This is a genomic window from Actinosynnema sp. CS-041913, assembly GCF_050942485.1.
Classification (GTDB): Bacteria; Actinomycetota; Actinomycetes; order Mycobacteriales; family Pseudonocardiaceae; genus Actinosynnema.
In genome coordinates this window covers 8,873,863-8,894,350 of the sequence record NZ_CP192037.1, presented here as the reverse complement: position 1 = coordinate 8,894,350, position 20,488 = coordinate 8,873,863, and the positions used below count along the sequence as shown (strand labels likewise).

Sequence of the window (20,488 nt, the reverse complement as noted above, 5' to 3'; positions counted from 1 at the left end):
GAGGGGGCGGTTGCGGGCGGCGTGTTGCGGTGACGGCCGTACCCGGCGGCTCCAGGGCTTTTCGGTGATGTGGTCCCGTTTCGTAGTGTTCCCGGCTGTGTCCAAGACCTGCGGGCGATGGCCGGCGGTGGCGTTGTGGTCGCTCTTCTGCCGTCAAGCTGCGTAGAAGCCGAAAGCCGGAACGGGGGATCATCCTCTTGGCGTTCTTGGCGTTCTTGGCGTTCTTGGCGTTCTTGGCGTTCTTGGCGTTCTTGGCGTTCTTGGCGTTCTTGGCGTTCTTGGCGTTAGTCGCGCTCGCAGGCGATGCCGTCGAAGTCGCGGTCCAGTCGGTGTCGGTCTCGGCCGCGTACCTCGATGTGGGTCACGCCGTGGACGTGCAGCCACCTGCAGATGTCACGCACGCTCGGTGGGAAACGCCACGGCACGCAGACGCCGTCGGTGACGTAGTTGTCGTCGCAGTTGCCGGGCCTGCTCGGTCTTGATGAGGGCGTCGACGTCGCGGGTGGGGAGGACGGGAGCTGCGAGCTGGGCGGTGGCTCTTCGGTGGTGGACGAGGTGGTCGTCGTGGTGACCGGGGCTGGTCTGGCCGGTGGGGGTGGGGCCATCACGACTGTTGTCGTGGAGTGCCGGACGATGATCGTCGTCGTGTGGCTGGCGCTGAGCACGCCCGGTTGCACGGGGCCCAGGTCCACCCTCCGCACGTCCACCGGACGTGGCTCGTTGACGGTGATCACCATGGTCAGCAAAGCCCCGGACGCCAGCGCTCCGGCCATTCCGGCGAAGGCGACGCGGCTGACCCTGCTCATCCCGATCTCGCTCCAGAAGGCACATCCCGGTGGTCACGTGGAATCGTTCCACCGGCTAATGGCGTTACCGGTCGCGACGTTCGGTCGGATGGAATCACAGCTCGCCCAGGACGGTCGGCGTCGCCGTGGCCTCGGCCGATCGTCGCGGTTGTGACACGATCGGGTTATGCCTGCGGATGTGGGGATCCTGGGACCGGGCACGGTGACGTGGCAGTTGCACGCCGACCCGGCGATGTGGGTGGCGGGGATCGCGAGTCTCTACCTCCAGGCGTTGCACCCCAAGGCCGTCGCGGCGATCATCCAGAACTCGAACTTCCGGCGCGATCCGCTGGGACGGTTGCGGCGCACCGCGAACTTCGTCGGCACGGTCAGCTACGGCACCACCGAGGAGGTGCACGAGGCCGCCGCCAAGGTCCGGTCCGTGCACCGGGTGCTGCGGGCGCAGGACGAGAGCGGGCGCCGTTTCCGGATCGACGACCCCGAGTTGCTGCGGTGGGTGCACTGCGCCGAGGTGCACTCGTTCCTCACGGTGGTGCGCCGCGCCGGGTACCGGCTCACCGACGCCCAGGTCGACCGGTACTACGACGAGCAGCGTCGCGCCGCCGAACTCGTCGGCCTGCACGCGGACGAGGTGCCGGGCAGCGCTCGGGAGATGGCCGACTACTTCGCGGCGGTGCTCCCGGAGTTGCGGCGCACCGCCGATTCCGAGGTGGTGTACCGGTTCCTGCACCGGCCGCCGGTGAACGGCGTGCTGAAGCTCGGCCTGGACGCCTACGAGCCGCTGCTCGGCCACCTCGCGTACTCGGTGCTGCCCCCGTGGGCGGTCGCGCTCCACGGCCACCGCCCGTACCCCGAGCCGGTCGCCACGGCGATGGTGCGCACCGTCCGTGCCGCCGTGCTGCTGGTGCCCCCACCGATCCGCTGGGGCGTGCCGGAGGGGCACGTGAACCGGGCGATCCGGCGGCTCGGGCTGGGCGTCGTGCCTCGTCGTTCCCTGTTGCCGCAGGGGTTCGTTCGACATCACACCGTTTAGTGGACCGGTCGGTCTAGCAGATTGATCCGATGAGACGTTCGTCGCATCAGGGAAGTCGATGCCGGTGCTTAGCATGAGGAATGCCTGGTGCGTCGATCCGCACCGCATACCCGAGCACCGAGAGGTTCGCAGCCAATGCTGTTCCGACGACTGCTGCCCGCGACCGCGGTGGTGGCAGCCCTCACGTTCGCCGCCGCCTGCGGTGGCGCGGCCGACGACACGCTCGCAGGCAAGGCCGAGGACGGCGGCCTCACCATCGGCATCCGGTTCGACCAGCCCGGCATGGCGCAGCGCCGACTGGACGGGAAGTACGTCGGCTTCGACGTCGACGTGGCCAAGTACGTGGCACAGCAGTTCGGTGTGCCCGAGTCCGGCATCACGTGGAAGGAAGCCCGGTCCGCCGACCGGGAGAGGCTGATCGCCAACGGGGACGTGGACTTCGTCGTCGCCACCTACTCGATCACCGACAAGCGCAAGGAGCAGGTCGCCTTCGCGGGACCGTACTTCCAGACCGGCCAAGGCGTGCTGGTCCGCTACACCGAGAACGACATCACCGGCCCGCAGACGCTGAACGGCAAGAGGCTGTGCTCGGTGACCGCGTCGACGTCCGCGCAGAAGGTGAAGTCCGAGTTCGCACAGGGCGTGGAACTGGTGGAGTACGGGCAGTACTCCGACTGCGTGATCGCCTTGCTGGCGGGCAACGTCGACGCCGTGACGACCGACGAGGTGATCCTCGCGGGCTACGTCGCGGAGAACCCGGAGCTGCTGAAGCTGGTGGGCGAGCCGTTCACCACCGAGCGGTACGGCGTGGGGCTGGCCAAGTCCGACGCCGAGGGCCGGGTGGAGGTGAGCGCGGCGATCGAGCGGATGGTCGGTTCCGGCGAATGGCGCAAGTCGTTGGAGCGCAACATCGGTCAGGCCGGTGTGCGTTTGCCGGACCCGCCGCAGGTCACCGAGAAGTAGTGCGGCCGGCTGTTCATCCGCTTGTGGTTCAGTGGTAGTGCTGCGCGTGGTCAACCGATACGCTCGCCTGCGCAGGCCGTGGTTTCTGTGTTCGTGTCTCACGCTCGCGGAACGACACGCGGGCGTGCGCTCCCTGCTGGAGGCGGCGGGGGAAACGCCCCGGGACGGCCGGGGTTGCATGGTGCAACCCCAAGCTTTCCTGCGATGGAGGCAGGTACATGGCACTGGGCACTGTCAAGTGGTTCAACTCCGAGAAGGGCTTCGGCTTCATCGCCCAGGAGAACGGCGGGCCGGACGTCTTCGTCCACTACTCGGAGATCCAGGGTCAGGGATTCCGGACCCTGGAGGAGAACCAGCGGGTCGAGTTCGAGATCGGCCAGGGCACCAAGGGTCCGCAGGCCCAGAACGTGCGCAAGGTCTGATCATCCCTTCGTGACGACAGCAGGCCCCCGACCGGGATCCGGTCGGGGGCCTGTCGCGTTGGTGGGGCCGGTAGATCGCGTGCCTGAGTTGGCGGGTGCGGGCTGAGGGGCGGCGGTCGGCCCCTGAGCTGCCTGCCTTCGCGGCCAAGGGATGGCGGTCGTGGTCGACCGAGCTGCCTGCTTGCGGGCCGAAGGTGGCGGTCGCGGCCGGTCAGGCTGGGCGGTTGGTGTACGGCCGGCCGGGTGGCTCGCGTTCGCGTGGGTCGAGCGGGGTCAGTAGCCGCGCTGGCGGGCTTCCCATTCCAGGCGCTGCATGACCCACTCCGTGGCCAACGCCTGCGGGGAGGTCTGCCGCTCGGCGGCCAGTTCCTTCAACTGCTCGTTCGCCATCAGTTGGAGCCGGAGCTGGTAGACCTGCGCGTTGCCGAAGCTGTTGCCGGCGGTCGTCTCGGCGTCCGTCGACTCGGGGGCCAGCGCCGCCAGGTACGAGGTCAACTCCTCGTCGGGCAGGATTTCCTCCTGCTCTTTGGCGGGTGGGCGATGCCGGCCGGACTTCGAACGACCCAGGGATCCAAGAGGCACCGCGCAACGATAACGGTTGCGTTGCGGAACGGCCCAAACTGTGGTCTGCGTCACAGTCTCGTGCATGGAGAGGCCCCCGCGCCAGGGGGAGGAACGCGGGGGCCGGAGGGGATCTCCACAGGTGCTGACCGGGGGTGTGTCAGCAATTCGGATTGTTGCACGTGCACGTGGGCCTGGGGAGTGGGTTGACCCGAAATCTTCAGCTTGTCGTTGTGCGGAACCCGCGCAGGCGCAGGCTGTTGGTCACCACGAAGAGGCTGGAACCCGCCATCGCCGCGCCCGCGAGCATGGGGTTCAGCAATCCGAGCGCCGCGAGTGGCAAACCCGCCACGTTGTAGGCGAACGCCCAGAAAAGATTTCCCTTGATGGTGCGCAGGGTCCGCCGGGACAGCCGGATGGCGTCCGCCGCCGACCTCAGGTCGCCGCGCACGAGGGTCAGGTCGCCCGCTTCGATCGCCACGTCCGTGCCGGTGCCCATGGCCAGTCCCAGATCGGCCGCCGCGAGGGCGGGCGCGTCGTTCACGCCGTCGCCGACCATCGCCACCACGCGGCCCTCGGCCTGGAGCTTCCGGACCACGTCGACCTTGTCGGCGGGCAGTACCCCGGCGATCACCTCGTCGATCCCGACCTCGGCCGCCACCGCCTCGGCGACGGCCTGGTGGTCGCCGGTCAGCAGCACCGGGCGCAGGCCGAGCGCCCGCAGCTCCCGGACGGCCTGGGCGCTGGTGGGCTTCACGCTGTCCGTCACGGAGAGCAGGCCGAGCGGCCGGCCGTCGGCGGCCACCGCGACGACCGTGCGGCCCTTCCGCTGTTCCTGCCCGGCTCGGGCGAGCAGCGGTTCCGGCAGGTCGACCAGGCTCAGCCGCCCGGCGGTCACCTGCCTGCCGTCCAGCGTCGCCGTGACGCCCAGGCCCTCGCGGTTGGCGAAGCCGGTGACGTCGGGCAGCTTCGGGGTCGCCGTCCGCGCTCCGCGCACGATGGCCGCCGCGATGGGGTGCTCCGAGCCCTGCTCCACCGCGCCGGCGACGGTCAGCAGCTCCTCGCGGGTGACGCCGTCCGCCGGGATCACGTCGACCAGTTCCAGCCGGCCCGTGGTCACGGTGCCCGTCTTGTCCAGCACGACGGTGTCCACCCGGCGGGTCGACTCCAGCACCTCCGGGCCCTTCACCAGGATGCCGAGCTGCGCGCCCCGGCCCGTGCCGACCAGCAGCGCCGTCGGCGTGGCCAGGCCCAACGCGCACGGGCAGGCGATGACCAGCACCGCGACCGCCGCCGTGACCGCGAACTCCAGCGGACGACCGGCCAGCAGCCACCCGCCGAGGGTGAGCACGGCGATCGCCAGCACGACGGGCACGAACACCGCCGAGATCCGGTCGGCCAGCCGCTGCACCCGCGCCTTGCCGGACTGCGCCTGCTCGACCAGTTTCGCCATCCGGGCCAACTGGGTGTCCGGCCCGACCTTCGCGGCCTGGACGACGAGCCGGCCGCCCGCGTTCACCGTGCCGCCGACCACCTCGTCGCCCGCGCGGACCTCCTCGGGCACCGATTCACCGGTCACCATCGAGCGGTCCACCGCCGAAGCGCCTTCTACTACTAGGCCATCCGTGGCGATGCGTTCACCCGGACGCACGACGAACCGTTGACCCACCCTGAGCCGGCTGATCGGGACGCGGGTCTCGACGCCGTTTTCGACGACGTTGACGTCCTTGGCTCCCAGCTCCAGCAGGGCACGCAGCGCGGCGCCCGCCCGGCGCTTGGAACGGGCCTCCAGCCACCGCCCGAGCAGCAGGAACACCGTGACGCCGACCGCGACTTCGAGGTAGCTGTCGCCGGTGGTCGACGGGCGCGGCGCCAGGCTGAACTCGTGCCGCATGCCCAGCGCGCCGGCCTCGCCGAACACCAGCGCGTAGAGCGACCACAGGTAGGCGACGACCACGCCCATCGACACCAGCGTGTCCATGGTGCTCGCGCCGTGCCGGGCGTTGACCGCGGCGGCCTTGTGGAACGGCCACCCGCAGACCCAGACGACCACGCCGGTCAAGGCCAGCGAGAACCACTGCCAGCCGGGGAACTGCCAGGCCGGGACCATGCTGAGGACGACGACCGGCGTGCCCAGGAAGGCCGCGATCGCGACCCGTTCCCCGAGTTCGCCGGCGTCGTGCTCCGCGGGCCGCTCCGGGCTGGCCTCGTAGCCGGCGGCCTCCACCGTGGAGACCAGGTCCGCGACCGTCGTGCCGGCCGGGAACTCGACGCTGGCCTTCTCGGTCGCGTAGTTGACCGAGGCGGTGACGCCGTCGAGCTTGTTGAGCTTGCGCTCGATCCGGTTGGCGCACGACGCGCACGTCATGCCGGTGATGGCCAGCTCGACGCGGCGGGAGGTCTCCGTGGCGGCGGTCATCAGCCGACCAGCTCGTAGCCCGCTTCGGTGACGGCCGCGCTCACCTCGTCCGCGGACAGCTCGCGGGTGCTGGTGACGGTGACCGCGCCGCTGTCGAGCCGCACGTCGACGCTGGTCACGCCGTCCACGGCGGTCAGCTCCTCAGTGACGGAGCTGACGCAGTGGCCGCAGGTCATGCCGTTGACGGTGTACGTGGTGGTGACGGACATGGGGCCCCTCGTTCCGGTCGGCTTGGTGCCGTCCAGGATACCCCTAGGGGGTAGGGCTATCATCCGGCGGGGTTTCGAGCTGGGTGATCTCGCCTTCGAGGCGCACGACCAGCTCCTCCAGGCCCGCCAGCATGCCGTCGAGCTGGGTCATCTTGTCGTTCATCATCGCGTCGATGTCGGCCTCGATCGAGGCGAGCGAGATGCTGCCGAACAGGAGCTGCGGGTCGACGGGAGGGCTCGCGGCCTGCTCGGGGATGCTCGTGGCGCTCTCGGCGGTCGGCGTCGGGTCGGGGTTCGCGGCCTGCTCGGTCTCGGCGGCGTCGGGGTCGGTCGGCCCGGGATCGGCGACGTCGGCGGTGGGTTCGGCTTGAGCGGCGTCGGTCGGTTCGAGGTCAGCGGTCGGTTCGAGGTCGGCGGTCGGTTCGGCGCTGGTCGGCCCCGGGTCGGCGGGGTCGGCGGTCGGCGGGGTCTCGTCGAGCTGCGGACGGGGGTCCGGCTTGGTCATGGGTCCACCCTCTCGTTGTTCGCGCCAAGCACATCACAGCCGCTTGACACCAGGTCGTTTGCACAGAAAGTGACACTCCGTTGCCTTGGAATCACTCTGCGGGGGGCTGCGGCGGTTCGACAGGCTCGCTTAGCCTCGCGCCAACCTCAAGTCGGGGAGGCGTCATGAGCGGGTCTCTCGAAGTACGTCAGTTCCTGTGGAACCAGGACGACATCATGTCCAGGCCGGGCGGTGGGGTGCCCGCGCAACGGACCGGTGAACCATCGCGGATATCGGATGAGCAGGTCCACCGCGCGCGGCTGTCCGTGGCGCGCGGCGCGACCAGTGCCGAGGACTGTCGGCTGCTGCTCGACATGCTCGGGTTGTCACCGGGCGAGGACGGGGGAGCACCACCCGTTCAACGGTAGAACGCGCCGGACGAGCGGCCCACCCGAGACGTGCACCCCCCGGAGCACGTCTCGGGTGGGCCGCTTCGGAACATACCGAGCGGTCTTTTTCAGGGCAATCACACGCGGGTCGCCGGCCGTGGGTGATCGGTGCGGCACCGTGCTTGCGCGGGGCCGTCCGGGGGCGAAGGGTGGGCGGCGCATCGACCGCCCACCAGCTCGGAGCCGTGATGCCGCAGCACCGCGCGCAGGCCACCCGTGAGGCGATCCTCCGCGCGGCGGCCGAGGAGTTCGACCGCTTCGGGTACGAGGGCGCGCCGCTGAGCGCCATCCTGGACCGCAGCGGGGTGACCAAAGGCGCGTTCTACTTCCACTTCATGTCCAAGGAGGCGCTCGCCTCGGCGATCGTGCAGGTCCAGGACGACACGTGGCCGCGCCTGGCGCACGCGTGGCAGGACCGGGGGCTCGACCCGCTGCGGACCGCGGTCGGGCTGTTCGACGAGGCCGTGGTGCTGCTCTCCCGGGACGTCGTGCTGCGCGCGGGGGTGCGGATCGCCGCCGATCGCGAACTCGGCTACCCGGGACTCGCCGGCTCGCACCCGCGCTGGGAGAAGGTGCTCGCCGACCTGCTGTTCGCGGCCCGCGACGAGGGCCAGCTCCGGCCGGGGGTGGACCCGGAGGCCGCCGCGCGGACGTTGACCGCCGCCGCCCTGGGCGCCCGCCTGATCTCCACGGCGACCTCCCGCTGCGCCGACTACCCGGACCGGATGCGCGAGGTGTGGCGGCTCGTGCTGCCCGGCGTCGCCACCGACGAGTGGTGCGCCGCGGCGTTCCGGATGTTCGCCGACCCGGAGCCGCCCTGACCCGGTCGACCGAACGGAGACGGAATCGCAGGTCAACAGCTCGTGCCACCCCCGTTTTGGAGTAGCCGGTGTGCGTGCCCTATGCTTACGATGCTTCCACCGGACAGCGTGGAGGGCCTGGGAAAGAAGGTGGCCCAAGAGGCTGCTGGCGGAACCTGGTCCCCATCGTCTAGCGGCCTAGGACCCCGCCCTTTCAAGGCGGTAGCGCGGGTTCGAATCCCGTTGGGGGCACGTAGTAAAGCAAGGCCCAGTGGCGCAGTTGGTTAGCGCGTCGCCCTGTCACGGCGAAGGTCGCGGGTTCGAGTCCCGTCTGGGTCGCAAGGCTGTTCGGCTGCATGGCCGGGCCGCTACCTGGCCAGGTAGCTCAGTTGGTACGAGCGACCGCCTGAAAAGCGGTAGGTCGGCGGTTCGACCCCGCCCCTGGCCACCAGACCTGCGGAAACCCCACGCGATCCGATCGCGTGGGGTTTCCGCTATTCGGCGGCCCTTCCGGGGCTCACCAGGGATCTCGCGGATTTCCGGCGTTTTCGGGGACGAATCGCAGCACCGCGAGCGCCTGGTCGTCGTGCACTTTCGACCGCCGCCACCGGACGCGTTCCGGATCGGCCGCCTCGGCTTCCCGGATCGCGTCCAGCACCGCTTCGGGCCCTTTCGCGAATGTGATGTCCAACACGGTCTGCCAATCGGCGAACAGGCCGTAGTCGTCCACTCCGCACGACACGCCGTCGGTGGCCATCAGGACGGCGCGCACCTCGTCCCGTCGCCACGACCGCCGCACGGCCTGGTGGGCGGCCCGCGGGTCGGCCTCGGCGACCCAGAAGCCGCCGTCGCGGTTGCGCCAGTCGGTGATCCGGTCGACCTTGCCGCGCAGGTTGCGCAGGCGGTCGTCGGCGAGGACTTCCGCGCGTTCGCCGAACACCACGACGGGGCTGTCCGCGAGCACCAGGGCGTCGACGGTGTCGTCGGTCCAGCGGACCATCGCGACCGTGCTGGACGGCGCGTCGCCGGGGGTGAGGCCGTGCTTCGCGGCGAGTCGGCCGATGGCCTGGGCGAGTTCGTCGGCGAGGTCCCCGCGCAGGCTGCGCAGCTCGTCCGCGAGGGCTCTGGAGTGCCAGCCGCCGTCCCGTTCGCGGGGTGTCGGGGAGGTCGCGCCGTCCAGCAGGACCACGGCGTTCGGCAGCACGACGATCCGGTCCTCGGTGGGCCTGGGCTTGCCGTCCAGGCCCACCCCGGCGCGTTCGGCGGTGGTGATCTCGGGCATCGACTTCGAGCTTAGTGTCAACCTGGGTTGACAAGTGCGCGGTTGTCAACCAAAGTTGACGGCATGACGGAGGCAACGGAACTCGCCTCGGCGGCGGGCGACCAGGACCCGAAGGTGGGGCTGCGAGCGGTCAGCGCGTTGCGCAGGCTGTGCGAGCAGCTCGAAGCGGTCCAGGTGCGCAATGCCCGCGTCCGGGGCTGGTCGTGGCAGGAGATCGCGGCCGAGCTGGGTGTGAGCAGGCAGGCCGTCCACAAGAAGCACGGGGGAAGGCGATGATCGCGGAACGGTTCACCAGGGAGGCCCGCCAGGCGGTGCGGGGCGCGGTCGAGGAGGCCGAGCGCGTGGCGGCGCGGGAGATCGGGCCGGAGCACCTGCTGCTCGCGTTGCTGGACACGCCGGTGCTGGCGTCGTTCGACGTGTCGCGGGAGGCGGTCGAGGCCACTTTGCGGGAGGTGCGGCGCAAGGGCGGGCTGACCGACGCCGACACGCAGGCGTTGCGGGGGTTGGGGATCGACGTCGACGAGATCGTGGCGTCGGTCGAGCGGTCGCTGGGCGAGGGCGCGTTGGCCGGTGCGCCGCCGGCCAGGCGGCGGCTGTTCGGGCCGCCGTTCAACTCGGCGGCGAAGCAGGTGTTGACGCGCAGCCTGGTCGAAGCCCGCGACCTCGGCCACGGGACGCTCGGCAAGGAGCACCTGGTGCTGGCGCTGCTGTCCGGGCGGGGGCTCGTGGCCGAGGTGTTGGAGGCGCGCGGGGTCAGCTATCCCGAGATCCGGCAGCGGGTCGCGAACTCGCCCAGGTGACCAGCGGCAGGAACGCCTGGGTGAGCGGGCCGATGGCGAGGGCGTAGAGGACGGTGCCGATGCCGATCGTGCCGCCCAGCAGCCAGCCGCCGGCCAGCACGGTCAGTTCGACCACGGTCCGGACCAGCCGCAGCGAGGTCCCGGTCCGCGCGCAGAAACCGGTGGTGAGGCCGTCGCGCGGGCCGGGGCCGAGCCGCGCTCCGATGTAGACGGCGGCGGCCAGTCCGTTCAGGACGATGCCGCCGACCAGGAACAGGATGCGCGGCAGGAGGTCGGCCGGGGTGGGGAGGAGGGCGAGCGTCACGTCGACCGCGACGCCGATCAGGACGACGTTGCTGACGGTGCCGACGCCGGGGCGCTGACGGAGCGGGATCCAGCAGAGCAGGACCAGGGCGCCGACGATGATCGTGATGGTGCCGAAGCTCAGGCCGGTGCGCGTGGTCAGGCCTTCGTGCAGCACGTCCCACGGGTCCAGGCCGAGGGTCGCGCGGATCTGGAGCGCCATGCTCGCGCCGTAGAGCCAGAGCCCCGCGAAGAGCTGGGGAAGGCGGCGGACGGGTGCGACGGTGACGGGGACCTGGGTGAGTGCGGCGAGCATGTGGCCATCTTCAGTGGCGATTGGCCTTGTGTTCCAGAGCCAAAACTCAATAATTGGCCTTATGAACCACGACGTCCCACCAGGTGGACGTATATCCGGCTTCCGACTGGCTCGCCTGCTCGGCGAGTGGCGACGGCGCGGCGCGCGCCAGGGCTCCGCCGACCTGGCGGCTGCGATCCGGATGCTCGTCCTGGACGGCCGGCTGCCCGCCGGCACCCGCCTGCCCGCCGAACGCGAGATGGCCGACGCCCTCCCGGTGAGCCGGACGATGGTCACGGCGGCCCTGGACCAACTGCGGTCGGAGGGGCTGGTCGCCAGCCGGCGGGGCGCGGGGTCGTGGATCAGCCTGCCCACGGGCTCGCTCGGGATCGCACCCGACACCCCGCTGGTCGGCCACAGCATGGTCGACTTCGCCCGCGCCGCGCCGCCCGCGATCCCCGGCACGCTGGCGGCGTTCGACTCGACCCGGCTGCGCCTGCCGGAGCAGTTGGCCGACCACGGTTACTACGAGCACGGCCTGCCCGAGCTGCGCAGGCGCATCGCCGCGCGGTTCGAGGCCCGCGGCCTGCCGACGTCACCGGACCAGATCGTGGTCACCAGCGGCGCCCAGCACGCCTTGGCGCTGGTGCTGCGCCTGCTGGCCGGCCCCGGCGACCGGGTGCTGGTGGAACAGCCCAGCTACCCCAACGCGCTGGACTCGATCAAGGCGGTCTCGGCCATCCCCGTGCCGGTGGCGATGACCCCGACCGGGTGGGACCTGCCGGGCATCGCCGCCGCCCTGCGCCAAGCCGCGCCGCGGATGGCGTACCTGGTCCTGGACTTCCACAACCCGACCGCCCACCGGCTGGACGCCGAGGGCCGGGCGGAACTCGCCGGCATCGCCCGCCGCGCGCGGACGCCGCTGGTCGTCGACGAGACCGTGGTCGAACTGGACCTGGACGGCGACCCGCTGGACGGCCCGCCGCCGATGGCGTCCTACGCCGAAGACCTGGTCGTGACGCTGGGGTCGGCCAGCAAGGCGTACTGGGGCGGCCTGCGCATCGGCTGGATCCGGGCGTCGGCGGAGATCGTGCACCGCCTGATCTCCACCCGGACCGCGCTGGACCTGGGCTCGGCCGTGGTCGAGCAACTGGTGCTGGCCGACCTGATGGCCGATCCGGACCAGGCGCTGGCCGGCCGCCGCGCCCTGCTGGCCACGCAGCGGGACGTGCTGATGGCGGGCCTGCGCGAGCACTGTCCACAGTGGCGCTTCCGCCGCCCGTCCGGCGGGCTGAGCGTGTGGTGCGAACTGGACGCGCCGATCAGCACCAGGGTGGCCGTGGTGGCCCAGAACCACGGCATCCGCCTGGCGCCCGGCTCGCGGTTCGGCGCGCACGGCGGTTTCGAGCGCTGGCTGCGACTGCCATACGTGCTGCCGGCCGACGTGCTGCGGGACGCGGTGCGCAGGCTCGGCCTGGTCGCGGCCTCGGTGGCCGGCGCCGGCGTGCCCGGCGAGGTCGACGCCACCATGCCCGTCGCCTGACCACGCGGTTCGAGGACGTCATGACCGTCGGGCTCCGGCGCAGCCCCTCGATGAGCCGGAGCCCGACGGTGGTCCGTGGACCTGCGGTGGGGACGCACCAGGGAGGGCGTCCCCGACCGCAGGTTCCCGTGGATCCCGTCGGCACAGGGGCAGCGTGACGGCGGGATCTGCCCGTCCTGCCGGGGCGCGGTCGGCAGGACGGGGAGCTTTTACGGGGGTACGACATGGGGTGACCGGGGGTGGGGAGGAACGACCGGTGTGGCGGCGGGTGCCCGGGCTCGATGTCCGGGATCGATGCCCGAGTCGATGCCCGAGTCGATGCTCCGAGCCGATGCTCCGAGCCGATGCCCTGAGCCGATGCCTCAGGCCGCAGTCCGGGTGGACGCTGCTCCGGGCAGACCGGTGCCGTCGGACTCAGTCGGGTGACGTGCTCGGCAGGCCTTCGACGCTGCCGGGGGACCGCCAGTCGTCGCGCTGCTCGGCCGACCACGAGGTGGGCGGCGTCAGCCGGTGCTGGCTGGTGACCGAGGCGATCACGCCGCCCCGATGGCCGTTCGAGTTGTCCTGCATGCTTGACGACGCCGTGGTCGGCGCGGTGGGCGCGGGGGCCTGTTTCGGCGCCGGCGCCGGGGTGGTCGGTTCTGGTTTTTCCCAGTTCACAGTGGTGGTGGCCGCGTCCACGGGTGACTCTTTGGTCGCGGCCGGGGTGGGTTCGGAGTGCTCCGCCGGGAGCGCCGGGGTGGTCGGTTCGACGACCTGCGCCGGCGCGGCCTGCGCCGGCGCGGGCGGTGGGGCGAAGGCCGCTTGGCGGGCGGTCTCCTTGGCCGCGACCTTCGCCTCGTACATCTCCGCGGGCATGGTGTTCTCCACCGTCCCGGAGTGGCTGTACCCGGGGCTCCCGGTGCCGCCCGAGTAGCTGTACTGCCCGGTCTGCTCCTCCGGCGCGTCCTCGTCGGCCGCCGCCATCGCCTCGACCTGCTCCACCTGGAGCGGGGCGAGCGGCATCCCGAGCGGCGGCAGCGCGATCGAGGGCATGGCGACCAGAGACATCGCGACCGGGGCCGGCGCGGGGAACGGGTCGGCCGGCGCGGGCTCGGTCGTGAGCGGGAGGTCGACGGGGACGGCGAGCACGCCGGCCAGCAGGTCGGCCGTCGCCGTGTGCTGCCGGTCGATGGCGGCGTTCACCACGTCGAGGGTCTTCGACACCTCGTCCGGGTGGTCTTGGCCCTCGGCGGACGCCGCGGTGCCGCACACCAGCCACGCCGCCGTCGCCAACCCGCCCACGGCCAGCACCCGGAGCAGCAGCGATCCGCTGCGGCGCACCGCGTCGGAGCCTGCCACTGGAGATCACCACCGTTCCGGTCACGGCGAACGGGACGGACCGTTCGAGGTCGACGTTCCGCTATGTCTAGCACTGGTCACGGCATTTTCGAACGTTCCGGCGCGGAACCCACTCGGAAGGGCGGCGCGGTGCGGCTGTCCGGGTTGTCGCGCCCGTCCGTGAACACCGTCCGTCGTGTTCATCGCATCGAGTGACCACGACACGCGTCCGGTGTGGACACCGGGCATTGTGTCCGGTGTGGACAGTCCTGACGTCATCTCGCTGGCGGAACTCGCCGAGCGCTGGCGGGCCGAGGAGCCCGACCTGACCGTGCACGACCCCGGTGGACCACACGAGTGTCTCGTCCGTTCGGGTGAACTTCTAGTCAGATCGGACGGCGCGCCGGCGGCGGTCGACCGGTTGCGCCGCTGGGTCGATCGAGCGGAGGAAACGGCGGAGTCGAAGGTCGTCCGCCTGCGCCTGCGGCCGGGTGGGGATCCGGTGCGGATCGCCGCCGACAGCGGGCCGGCCGTCGCGCCGAACCACGTGCACGTCGGCAGCCCGATCATGATCGGCACCGCGAGGCCGCTGCCCCGGTCCGCCCCACCGCCGCCGACGCCCGCCGACGAGACGTGGCCGGTCACCGCCGCAGTGCTGGACACCGGTCTGGACCCGCACCCGTGGTTCGCCGGCCGGTCGTGGTTCGCGGCGTCGGGGCACTCGCCCGAGGTGCTGGACGCGGACGGGCGGCCCGGACAGGACCGGCAGGCCGGGCACGGCACGTTCGTGACCGGCGTCCTGCTGCAACACGCGCCTGGTGTGCAGATCCGGCATCGGCGCGTGCTGTCGTCGCTCGGGTTGTCCGATGACGCCACGGTCGCGCGTGGTCTGCGGGCGGTGCGCGGGGCGGCCGACATCGTGGTGTTGACGGCGGGCTGCCACACGTCCGACGACCAGTGCCCGCCCGTGTTGCGGCACGAGGTCGAGCGGTCGGGCGCCGTGGTGGTGGCCGCTGCGGGCAACGGCGGCACGTCCCGTCCGGTGTGGCCGGCGGCCCTGCCCCCGGTGGTCGCGGTGGGGGCGGACGCGTCGTTCTCCAACCACGGGGCCTGGGTGGACGCCATCGCGCCCGGGGTGGACGTGACCAGCAGTTTCGTTCGGCTCACGCCGTCGCGGGGTGGCGGTCCGGGCACCGAGGAACGGGAGTACGGCTATGCGTGCTGGAGCGGCACGTCGTTCGCCGCGCCCCGGGTCGCGGCCGACATCGCCTGCCTGCTGCGCCTCCGCGTGCCGCCGGAAGAGGCGGTCGAGCGGGTCACCGCGCTGCCGGCCACGTGATCGGTTCATCCTGCGCCGACGCACACGAAGCCCAGGTCACCGTGTGTCTGCTGGGCTTGGGCAAGCGATTGCGCCGGGGTGTGCAGACCAGCGTGCAGGTCCACCATGAGCCCGACGACCCGATCGTCCGGCACTGCCCGCACGCTCGCGATCACCGCTCGGACCCCTCGGCGCAGCAGCACCGGGGCCAGTCCCGAGTCGCACGCGGACAGCACCACCACGGACGGCGCGTTCTCCAGGCGGTCGAAGTCGTAGCCGTGCATCGGGCCGTCGTCGAGTTCCAGGTGGGAGAACAATGGCAAGTCGGTCCGCCGGACGCCGTGCGCGGCGATGTGCACGACGTCCGATCGGTCCATCTCGTTGAGGGTCTCGCCGACCGTGGACGCCCGGGTGCCGCCGTGACTCCGTTGCAGCGACTCGACCTCCCGCTCGGCATGGCGGAGTGAGGGACCGGCGACCCACGTCCGCCGGTCCACCGCGAGCGGCTTCCGGGTGGCGTCCAGCCAGCACTGTGCCGAGGGGACGACGGACACCTCACGGCCACGGCAGGACGGCAGCGACGCCCAGGGCACTCGGTCGAGTTCACCGCTCGGCACGATCACGAGTGCGCGATCGCCGGCGGGGCCGGTCAGCCGGTCCAGTTCGGTGAGGACGTCCGGGCAGTCCGCGAGTTCCAGGCGTTTCGCCTGCCTCGCGATGGTCCGGGCGTCGCCGAGGTCGTGCAGTCTGGTTCTGCCGGCGGTCACGGACACTGCCGCCAACCGTCCGTTGTGGCCGGCGAAGCTGAGCATCGCCTTGTCCGCCAGCGAGTCCGTCAGGTCCTTCAGGGTGAGCGCGGTGCGGCGGACCGTGCCGGCGGCGAGTGCGAGCCGGCGGATCTCACGCTCCAGCGACACGATCCGGCGGTGGTCGTCCCGGGCACGGGCCAGCCGCAGTTCGGTGAGGGCGTCGGCGGTCTCCCGGCTCGGCGCCGGCGGGTCGGCGCGGCGGCGTTCGGTCCAGAGCAGGGCGGCTCGGGCGTCGCCGCCGGCCAGCGCGTGGCCCAGGGCGATGTCGGCGAGTTCGGCGCCGGGCCACGTGCTCGGGTCGTGCAGGCGCAGGCCCGCCCGGCAGGCGGCGACCGCGTCGCGGCGGGTGGTCGCCAGGCGGGCGCGGGCGAGCCAGCCGATGGCTCGTGACCTGGTGGTGCCGTGGTGACGGGGGATGGTCCGGGGTGAGGCCGTCAGGCGCAGTTCGGCCGCGTCGTCGTGGTGGCCCTGTCGTGCGCAGGCGGCGGCGATGGCCGTCGGCGAGCCGGGTGCGCCCGCCCGGAGTGCCAGCGCCTGTGCGGCGGGGATCCAGCGGAGCCGGTGTTGGCGTCGGAACAGGGCTTCGGCGCGTTCGGCGAGGGTGCGGGCGGTGCCGGGGTCGTTGTCGCGCAACGCGCAGCGGGCTGCCAGGAGAAGGGCTTCGGGCAGCCGGGAACCTCGGTCGCACTGGTCCAGGAGCTGCACGGCCGGGTGCAGGACGGTGCGGGCTTCCCGGATCAGACCGGCGCTGAGCAGGGCTTCCGCCCGGTCGATCAGCGCTTCCGGGCGGCGGGTGGTGCGCAGGCCCTGGCGGGCCGCGTGTTCGTAGTGGCGCAGGGCGGTGGGCAGGTCGCCCGCGAGCATGGCGACGAAACCCTTGTTGTGCAGGCACATCGCCGCTCGCTCGGGTTCGCCGAGGGAGGTCAGGATGGCGTGCGCGGCGGTGAAGTCGGCGTCCGCTTCGGGTAGGCGGAGGGTGTAGGCGCGGGCGATTCCGCGGCCGGTCAACGCGTTCGCGAGCCAGCGGTGGTCGCCGTGGCGGCGCAGGGCGTGGATCGTCCGGGAGAGGCCGGTGATCGCCAGCCGGGGATCCGCCTGCTGGCACAGCAGGAGTCCGCGCAGGCACTGTGCCCGGGTCCGGTCGAGGCCGGTGAAGGTGGTCGCGTCCAGGTGCCGCGCGCACGTTTCGGCGTCGCCCCGGTCCAGGGCGATCCAGGCCAGGGTGAGGTGGAGCTGTGGGTTGTTCGTGCCGGCCAGCGCCTGGTGGGCGAGGTCCCGGGCTTCGGTGAGGCGACCCAGTTCGACCAGCGCCAGGCTGCGTTCGTGCGGGTCGTCGCTGTGGGTCAGGGTGTGGTGGGGAGCGGTGCTGGGGGTCATGCGACGAACCAGCGGGTCGCTCGGTACAGGTGGCCTCCCTGGCGGAGGACGAACCGGATCGGGCCCGGTGGGACGTGGTCCACGTGGAACCAGCCGGCGGAGTCGATGTCGGTCGTCACCGTGCCGCCCGGCCAGTGCGTGACGGCTTGGCTGCCGGCACGGGCCAGGCCGGTGACGTGCAGGCCGGTCGCGGTGGGTTCCAGGTGGAGGTCGAGGTCGGTGAAGCGCATGGTGCGGACGCAATCGGTGCCGCGCGTTCCGCCGCGGGTGGTGTGGGCGGAGTCGGTGAGCAGGCGGGACAGGTCGGCCTCGCAGCGTTCGGCCAGCGCCTGCTGGGCTTGTGCGGCGAGGTGCGCCGGGGGCGGGTCGAGGCGGTCGAGCAGGTCGGCCAGTGAGGTCAGCAGGTCCTGGTGGCTCATCCGACGGTCTCCGTGGTCATGCGGCGGCGGAGGACTTCGAGGCAGCGGCCACGGGTGGGGCCCAGGCTGTTCGGCGGGATGCCCACGGCCTCCGCCATCTGCCGGAACGACAGTTCGGGCGCGAACGCGATGAGGTGCAGGATCTTGCGGCAGCGGTCGGTGAGGGTGGTGTACGCGCGCCACAGGCGGGAGTCGGTGTCGTTGCCGAGGGCGAGGTCCTCGGGGTTCGGGCTGGTGTCGGCCGGTTCCCACAGGTCGGTCGGCTCTTCCCGGCCACGCAGGCGGAGCACGGCCAGCGACTCGCGCCGGGCCGTCGTGGTGAGCCACGCGCTCAGCCGGTCCGGCCGGCGGATCCTGGTCAGGTTCTCGGCCAGGATCAGCCACACCGCCTGGTGGACGTCCGCCGCGTCCTCGGGGCTCAGCCGGTGCGACCGGGCGACCGCCCACACCAGGCGGAGGTGCCGCCGGACGATCTCGCGCCACGCCTCCTGGTCGCCGTCGTGTGCTTTGGCCAGCAGTTCGGCGTTGTCTTGATCTCGCATGCCTGATGTGAGGGTTGCTCGGTCTGTTCGGCTCCCGGTGTCCTCCGATGGTGTGGCTCGCGGGATGTCCTCCACGATCTGCGCGTCCACCAGTGCTATTCGGCTGTCGGCGCGAATGCCGGGTTATTCGGTCCGGAGGCTGTCCGGGCGGATCGCGTGCCGCAGGGCGGGCAGTGTGCACAGCGACACGACCAGCACCACGACGGCGGCGGTCGCGACGGTGGTGGCCAGTTCCGTCCAGTCGACGCGGAAGCGTTCCGCCGGCACGACCAGCCACGCCGTGCCGAGACCGGTCGGGATGGCGAGCGCGATGCCGAGCGCGGTGGGTATCGCCGACTGCCACAGCGCCGCCGCGGCGAGGATGCGGTGCGGGACGCCGTTCGCGGTGAGGACGGCCGTGTGGCGGCGGCGTTCCCACACCTGGTCGACGGCGGCGGCGGCGAGGCCTACCACGGCGAGCAGGGTGAGCAGCACGGAGCCGCCGATCACGCCGCTGCGCAGGGACGTGAACAGCTCCACCTGCCCGGCCCGGAACGTCGACCGCAGCACCACGCCCCGGTCGACCCGGCCGGTCGCGGCGAGCAGGCTGTCGCCGAACGCCTTGTCCGGATCGCCGACCACCACCAGCTCGGCCGGCGGGACGGCGCCCAGCACCGGGTCGCTGCCGCTCGCCACGTACAGGCCGGGAGCATTGCCCGGCACGACTCGGTATCGCGGCACCTGCCAGGTGTGCCCGTCGATGGTCAGCCGCGTGCCGGCCGGGGGGACACCGACGCCGGCGAAGGTCCGGTACGCGGAGCCGGGCACGCAGTCGTGCACCCTGAGCCGGGCCCTGATCTCCGCGCAGTCCGTGGCCACCAGTTGCACCGCCGCTTGGCCGCGCGGCACGTACGTCCGCACCTCGCTGACCCGCCGCACGCCGCCGACCAGCGCGATCGCCTCCTCCAGCGACCGGACGGGCGTGTGCTCGGACAGGTCCAGCACCCACCGGTCCGCCGCGGACCTGGCGCCGTGCGCCGACTCGGCGGTGAACTGCGCCGCCACGCCGAGCAGGATCTGCAACGTCAGCGACCCGGTCAGCACCACGACCACGCCGGACAGCACGCGCGGCATCCCCGAGTCGGACCGCAGCCCGCGCACCGCGAGCATCGGCGCGACCTGCTCCGGGTGCAGCCGCTCGGCCACCCGCCCGACCAGCCACGGCAGCACCGCACCGGTGCCGGCGAGCACCAGCCCGATCCCCGCCCCGAGCGCGACCGCCATGGTCGAGTCCGCCATGACCCGCCAGAAGCTGCCGACCGCCGCGATCACCACCAGCACCAGCGCGCCCACGCCGACCAGCGCGAACCGCCACCACCACCGGCGCACCGGCGCGTCGACGGCCTTGACCAGCCCCAACGGCCCGATGTCGACCGTGCGCAGCGCCACCAGCGCCGACACCACCGCGACCACCGGGACGCCGACCGCGATCACCGCGCCCAGCAGCGGATCGGGCAGCAGGTCGGTCGGGAAGAACCCGACCCCCTCGACCTCGATGAACCGCGCCAGCGGCCGTGCGGCGAAGAACAACGCGACCCCGACCGACAGCCCGAGCACCGCCCCGGTCAGCGTCTCACCGCTCGCGATCCACCGGACCTGCGCCCGGCTCGCCCCGACCAGCCGGATCGCGGCCAGCCGCTGATCGCGCCCGGTCGCGCCGAGCCGGGTGGCGACCAGCACGAAGATCCCGAGCGGGACCAGCAACGCGCCGATCGCCGCGACCATGAGCAGGCGGTAGGCGGGCAGCAGCGTCGAACCCCGGTGGTCGACCCCGAAGCCGGCGGCCGGGTGCGCGCCGGCGTGGTGGGCGTCCGACAGGCCCGCGTAGAACAGCAGGGACTTGGGCCTGGGCAGCCCGACGTCCGCGATGACCCCGATGACCCGTTCCGGGAACCGGGCCCGCACCGCGTCGTCGGTCTCGATGAGGTGCAGCAGCTCGGGCGACACCACCACCTCGCCGGGCTGGGGCAGCCTGCCGACCCCGGGTGGGGCGGGCCTGTCGGCTCCGGTGGCGGCGAGTTCGACGCCGACGATGTGGCGGCCTTGCCAGGACACCACCACTTCCCGGGCGCGGAGCGGACCGGTCTCCTTGGTCAGGTTCAGCGCGGCGGCCTGGACCCGTTCGGACTTGGCTTCCCGCGCCGGGCCGATGGAGGCGGCGAGGAGCAGCACGACCACACCCAGGCCGACGCCGGCGGCGGTCAGCGCCAACCTGGCCCACGAGGTCCGGCTGCCCCCGACAGCCAGTCGGACCCCGAGGACCAGGTCGGCGACCCACCTCGACTTCACCGGAGCCCACCCCGATCACGACGGGCT

At 72.1% G+C, this 20,488-nt stretch carries 22 protein-coding genes and 3 tRNA genes; 14 read left to right on the top strand and 11 right to left on the bottom strand.

Going from position 1 to position 20,488, the window contains the following annotated elements:
* The first annotated feature begins 197 nt into the window (after nucleotides 1–197).
* The 5 genes from ACQPZF_RS40250 to ACQPZF_RS40230 all read left to right on the top strand — a co-directional run bounded on the left by ACQPZF_RS40250 (nucleotide 198) and on the right by ACQPZF_RS40230 (nucleotide 3,224).
* Nucleotides 198–482, top strand: a complete 285-nt coding sequence (locus ACQPZF_RS40250) for a hypothetical protein (protein WP_433266218.1) — start codon at nucleotides 198–200, stop codon at nucleotides 480–482.
* A complete protein-coding gene (locus tag ACQPZF_RS40245) occupies nucleotides 448–960 on the top strand; it encodes a hypothetical protein (RefSeq protein ID WP_433266216.1) in 513 nt (170 codons plus the stop codon). Before ACQPZF_RS40250 ends, ACQPZF_RS40245 begins: the two co-directional genes overlap by 35 nt.
* Nucleotides 961–972: 12 nt before the next feature.
* Nucleotides 973–1,839, top strand: a complete 867-nt coding sequence (locus ACQPZF_RS40240) for an oxygenase MpaB family protein (protein WP_433266214.1) — start codon at nucleotides 973–975, stop codon at nucleotides 1,837–1,839.
* Nucleotides 1,840–1,974: 135 nt separating this feature from the next.
* Nucleotides 1,975–2,802 carry a glutamate ABC transporter substrate-binding protein gene (locus ACQPZF_RS40235; protein WP_433266212.1) on the top strand — a complete coding sequence of 276 codons (828 nt, stop codon included), beginning with the start codon at nucleotides 1,975–1,977 and terminating at the stop codon, nucleotides 2,800–2,802.
* A 218-nt stretch (nucleotides 2,803–3,020) separates the two neighbouring features.
* Nucleotides 3,021–3,224 carry a cold-shock protein gene (locus ACQPZF_RS40230; protein WP_015105489.1) on the top strand — a complete coding sequence of 68 codons (204 nt, stop codon included), beginning with the start codon at nucleotides 3,021–3,023 and terminating at the stop codon, nucleotides 3,222–3,224.
* Between the two features lie 273 nt (nucleotides 3,225–3,497).
* On the opposite strand, the gene ACQPZF_RS40225 is transcribed toward ACQPZF_RS40230, so the two are convergent.
* From ACQPZF_RS40225 to ACQPZF_RS40210, 4 genes are all read right to left on the bottom strand, one after another.
* The gene (locus tag ACQPZF_RS40225) at nucleotides 3,498–3,806 is read right to left on the bottom strand and encodes a hypothetical protein (protein ID WP_433266210.1); all 309 of its coding nucleotides are present in this window, start codon (nucleotides 3,804–3,806) and stop codon (nucleotides 3,498–3,500) included.
* A 199-nt stretch (nucleotides 3,807–4,005) separates the two neighbouring features.
* Complete coding sequence (locus ACQPZF_RS40220; RefSeq protein ID WP_433266208.1) at nucleotides 4,006–6,204, bottom strand: heavy metal translocating P-type ATPase; 2,199 nt, start codon at nucleotides 6,202–6,204, stop codon at nucleotides 4,006–4,008.
* Nucleotides 6,204–6,413, bottom strand: coding sequence for a heavy-metal-associated domain-containing protein (locus tag ACQPZF_RS40215; protein ID WP_433266206.1), 210 nt, complete (start codon nucleotides 6,411–6,413; stop codon nucleotides 6,204–6,206). Before ACQPZF_RS40215 ends, ACQPZF_RS40220 begins: the two co-directional genes overlap by 1 nt.
* Before the next feature lie 43 nt (nucleotides 6,414–6,456).
* On the bottom strand, nucleotides 6,457–6,918 hold the full coding sequence (locus ACQPZF_RS40210; RefSeq protein WP_433266204.1) for a hypothetical protein: 462 nt from the start codon (nucleotides 6,916–6,918) through the stop codon (nucleotides 6,457–6,459).
* A gap of 164 nt (nucleotides 6,919–7,082) precedes the next feature.
* Between ACQPZF_RS40210 and ACQPZF_RS40205 the strand changes: the two genes are divergently transcribed.
* The 5 genes from ACQPZF_RS40205 (at nucleotide 7,083) to ACQPZF_RS40185 (ending at nucleotide 8,597) form a co-directional block, all read left to right on the top strand.
* Complete coding sequence (locus ACQPZF_RS40205; protein WP_121010399.1) at nucleotides 7,083–7,325, top strand: hypothetical protein; 243 nt, start codon at nucleotides 7,083–7,085, stop codon at nucleotides 7,323–7,325.
* 209 nt (nucleotides 7,326–7,534) lie between these two features.
* The gene (locus ACQPZF_RS40200; RefSeq protein WP_433266202.1) at nucleotides 7,535–8,167 is read left to right on the top strand and encodes a ScbR family autoregulator-binding transcription factor; all 633 of its coding nucleotides are present in this window, start codon (nucleotides 7,535–7,537) and stop codon (nucleotides 8,165–8,167) included.
* Between the two features lie 158 nt (nucleotides 8,168–8,325).
* Nucleotides 8,326–8,398, top strand: a tRNA-Glu gene (locus ACQPZF_RS40195).
* 13 nt (nucleotides 8,399–8,411) lie between these two features.
* Nucleotides 8,412–8,485 (top strand) — tRNA-Asp (locus tag ACQPZF_RS40190).
* A 35-nt stretch (nucleotides 8,486–8,520) separates the two neighbouring features.
* Nucleotides 8,521–8,597 (top strand) — tRNA-Phe (locus ACQPZF_RS40185).
* Nucleotides 8,598–8,663: 66 nt separating this feature from the next.
* Here ACQPZF_RS40185 and ACQPZF_RS40180 read toward each other — a convergent pair.
* Complete coding sequence (locus ACQPZF_RS40180; protein WP_433266200.1) at nucleotides 8,664–9,428, bottom strand: hypothetical protein; 765 nt, start codon at nucleotides 9,426–9,428, stop codon at nucleotides 8,664–8,666.
* 63 nt (nucleotides 9,429–9,491) lie between these two features.
* Between ACQPZF_RS40180 and ACQPZF_RS40175 the strand changes: the two genes are divergently transcribed.
* Both ACQPZF_RS40175 and ACQPZF_RS40170 read left to right on the top strand, forming a co-directional pair.
* Nucleotides 9,492–9,704 carry a helix-turn-helix domain-containing protein gene (locus tag ACQPZF_RS40175; protein ID WP_433266198.1) on the top strand — a complete coding sequence of 71 codons (213 nt, stop codon included), beginning with the start codon at nucleotides 9,492–9,494 and terminating at the stop codon, nucleotides 9,702–9,704.
* Complete coding sequence (locus tag ACQPZF_RS40170) at nucleotides 9,701–10,228, top strand: Clp protease N-terminal domain-containing protein (protein WP_433266197.1); 528 nt, start codon at nucleotides 9,701–9,703, stop codon at nucleotides 10,226–10,228. Before ACQPZF_RS40175 ends, ACQPZF_RS40170 begins: the two co-directional genes overlap by 4 nt.
* Here the strand turns inward: ACQPZF_RS40170 and ACQPZF_RS40165 are convergent.
* On the bottom strand, nucleotides 10,182–10,826 hold the full coding sequence (locus ACQPZF_RS40165; RefSeq protein WP_433266195.1) for a YczE/YyaS/YitT family protein: 645 nt from the start codon (nucleotides 10,824–10,826) through the stop codon (nucleotides 10,182–10,184). The genes ACQPZF_RS40170 and ACQPZF_RS40165 overlap by 47 nt on opposite strands.
* A 61-nt stretch (nucleotides 10,827–10,887) precedes the next feature.
* Between ACQPZF_RS40165 and ACQPZF_RS40160 the strand changes: the two genes are divergently transcribed.
* The gene (locus tag ACQPZF_RS40160; protein WP_433266193.1) at nucleotides 10,888–12,348 is read left to right on the top strand and encodes a PLP-dependent aminotransferase family protein; all 1,461 of its coding nucleotides are present in this window, start codon (nucleotides 10,888–10,890) and stop codon (nucleotides 12,346–12,348) included.
* 414 nt (nucleotides 12,349–12,762) lie between these two features.
* Here ACQPZF_RS40160 and ACQPZF_RS40155 read toward each other — a convergent pair whose 3' ends face one another.
* Nucleotides 12,763–13,689: a hypothetical protein gene (locus ACQPZF_RS40155; protein ID WP_433266191.1), complete on the bottom strand. Its 927-nt coding sequence runs from the start codon at nucleotides 13,687–13,689 to the stop codon at nucleotides 12,763–12,765.
* 238 nt (nucleotides 13,690–13,927) lie between these two features.
* Between ACQPZF_RS40155 and ACQPZF_RS40150 the strand changes: the two genes are divergently transcribed.
* Complete coding sequence (locus ACQPZF_RS40150; protein WP_433266189.1) at nucleotides 13,928–15,007, top strand: S8 family peptidase; 1,080 nt, start codon at nucleotides 13,928–13,930, stop codon at nucleotides 15,005–15,007.
* 5 nt (nucleotides 15,008–15,012) lie between these two features.
* On the opposite strand, the gene ACQPZF_RS40145 is transcribed toward ACQPZF_RS40150, so the two are convergent.
* From ACQPZF_RS40145 to ACQPZF_RS40130, 4 genes are all read right to left on the bottom strand, one after another.
* Nucleotides 15,013–17,172 (bottom strand): CHAT domain-containing protein, encoded by a 2,160-nt coding sequence (locus ACQPZF_RS40145; RefSeq protein ID WP_433266187.1) that lies wholly within the window; start codon nucleotides 17,170–17,172, stop codon nucleotides 15,013–15,015.
* Nucleotides 17,169–17,591, bottom strand: a complete 423-nt coding sequence (locus ACQPZF_RS40140; protein WP_433266185.1) for a hypothetical protein — start codon at nucleotides 17,589–17,591, stop codon at nucleotides 17,169–17,171. The genes ACQPZF_RS40145 and ACQPZF_RS40140 overlap by 4 nt, the downstream gene beginning before the upstream one ends.
* Nucleotides 17,588–18,133 (bottom strand): RNA polymerase sigma factor, encoded by a 546-nt coding sequence (locus ACQPZF_RS40135; RefSeq protein ID WP_433266183.1) that lies wholly within the window; start codon nucleotides 18,131–18,133, stop codon nucleotides 17,588–17,590. The genes ACQPZF_RS40140 and ACQPZF_RS40135 overlap by 4 nt, the downstream gene beginning before the upstream one ends.
* Nucleotides 18,134–18,256: 123 nt before the next feature.
* A complete protein-coding gene (locus ACQPZF_RS40130; RefSeq protein ID WP_433266181.1) occupies nucleotides 18,257–20,461 on the bottom strand; it encodes an ABC transporter permease in 2,205 nt (734 codons plus the stop codon).
* Nucleotides 20,462–20,488: the final 27 nt, after the last annotated feature.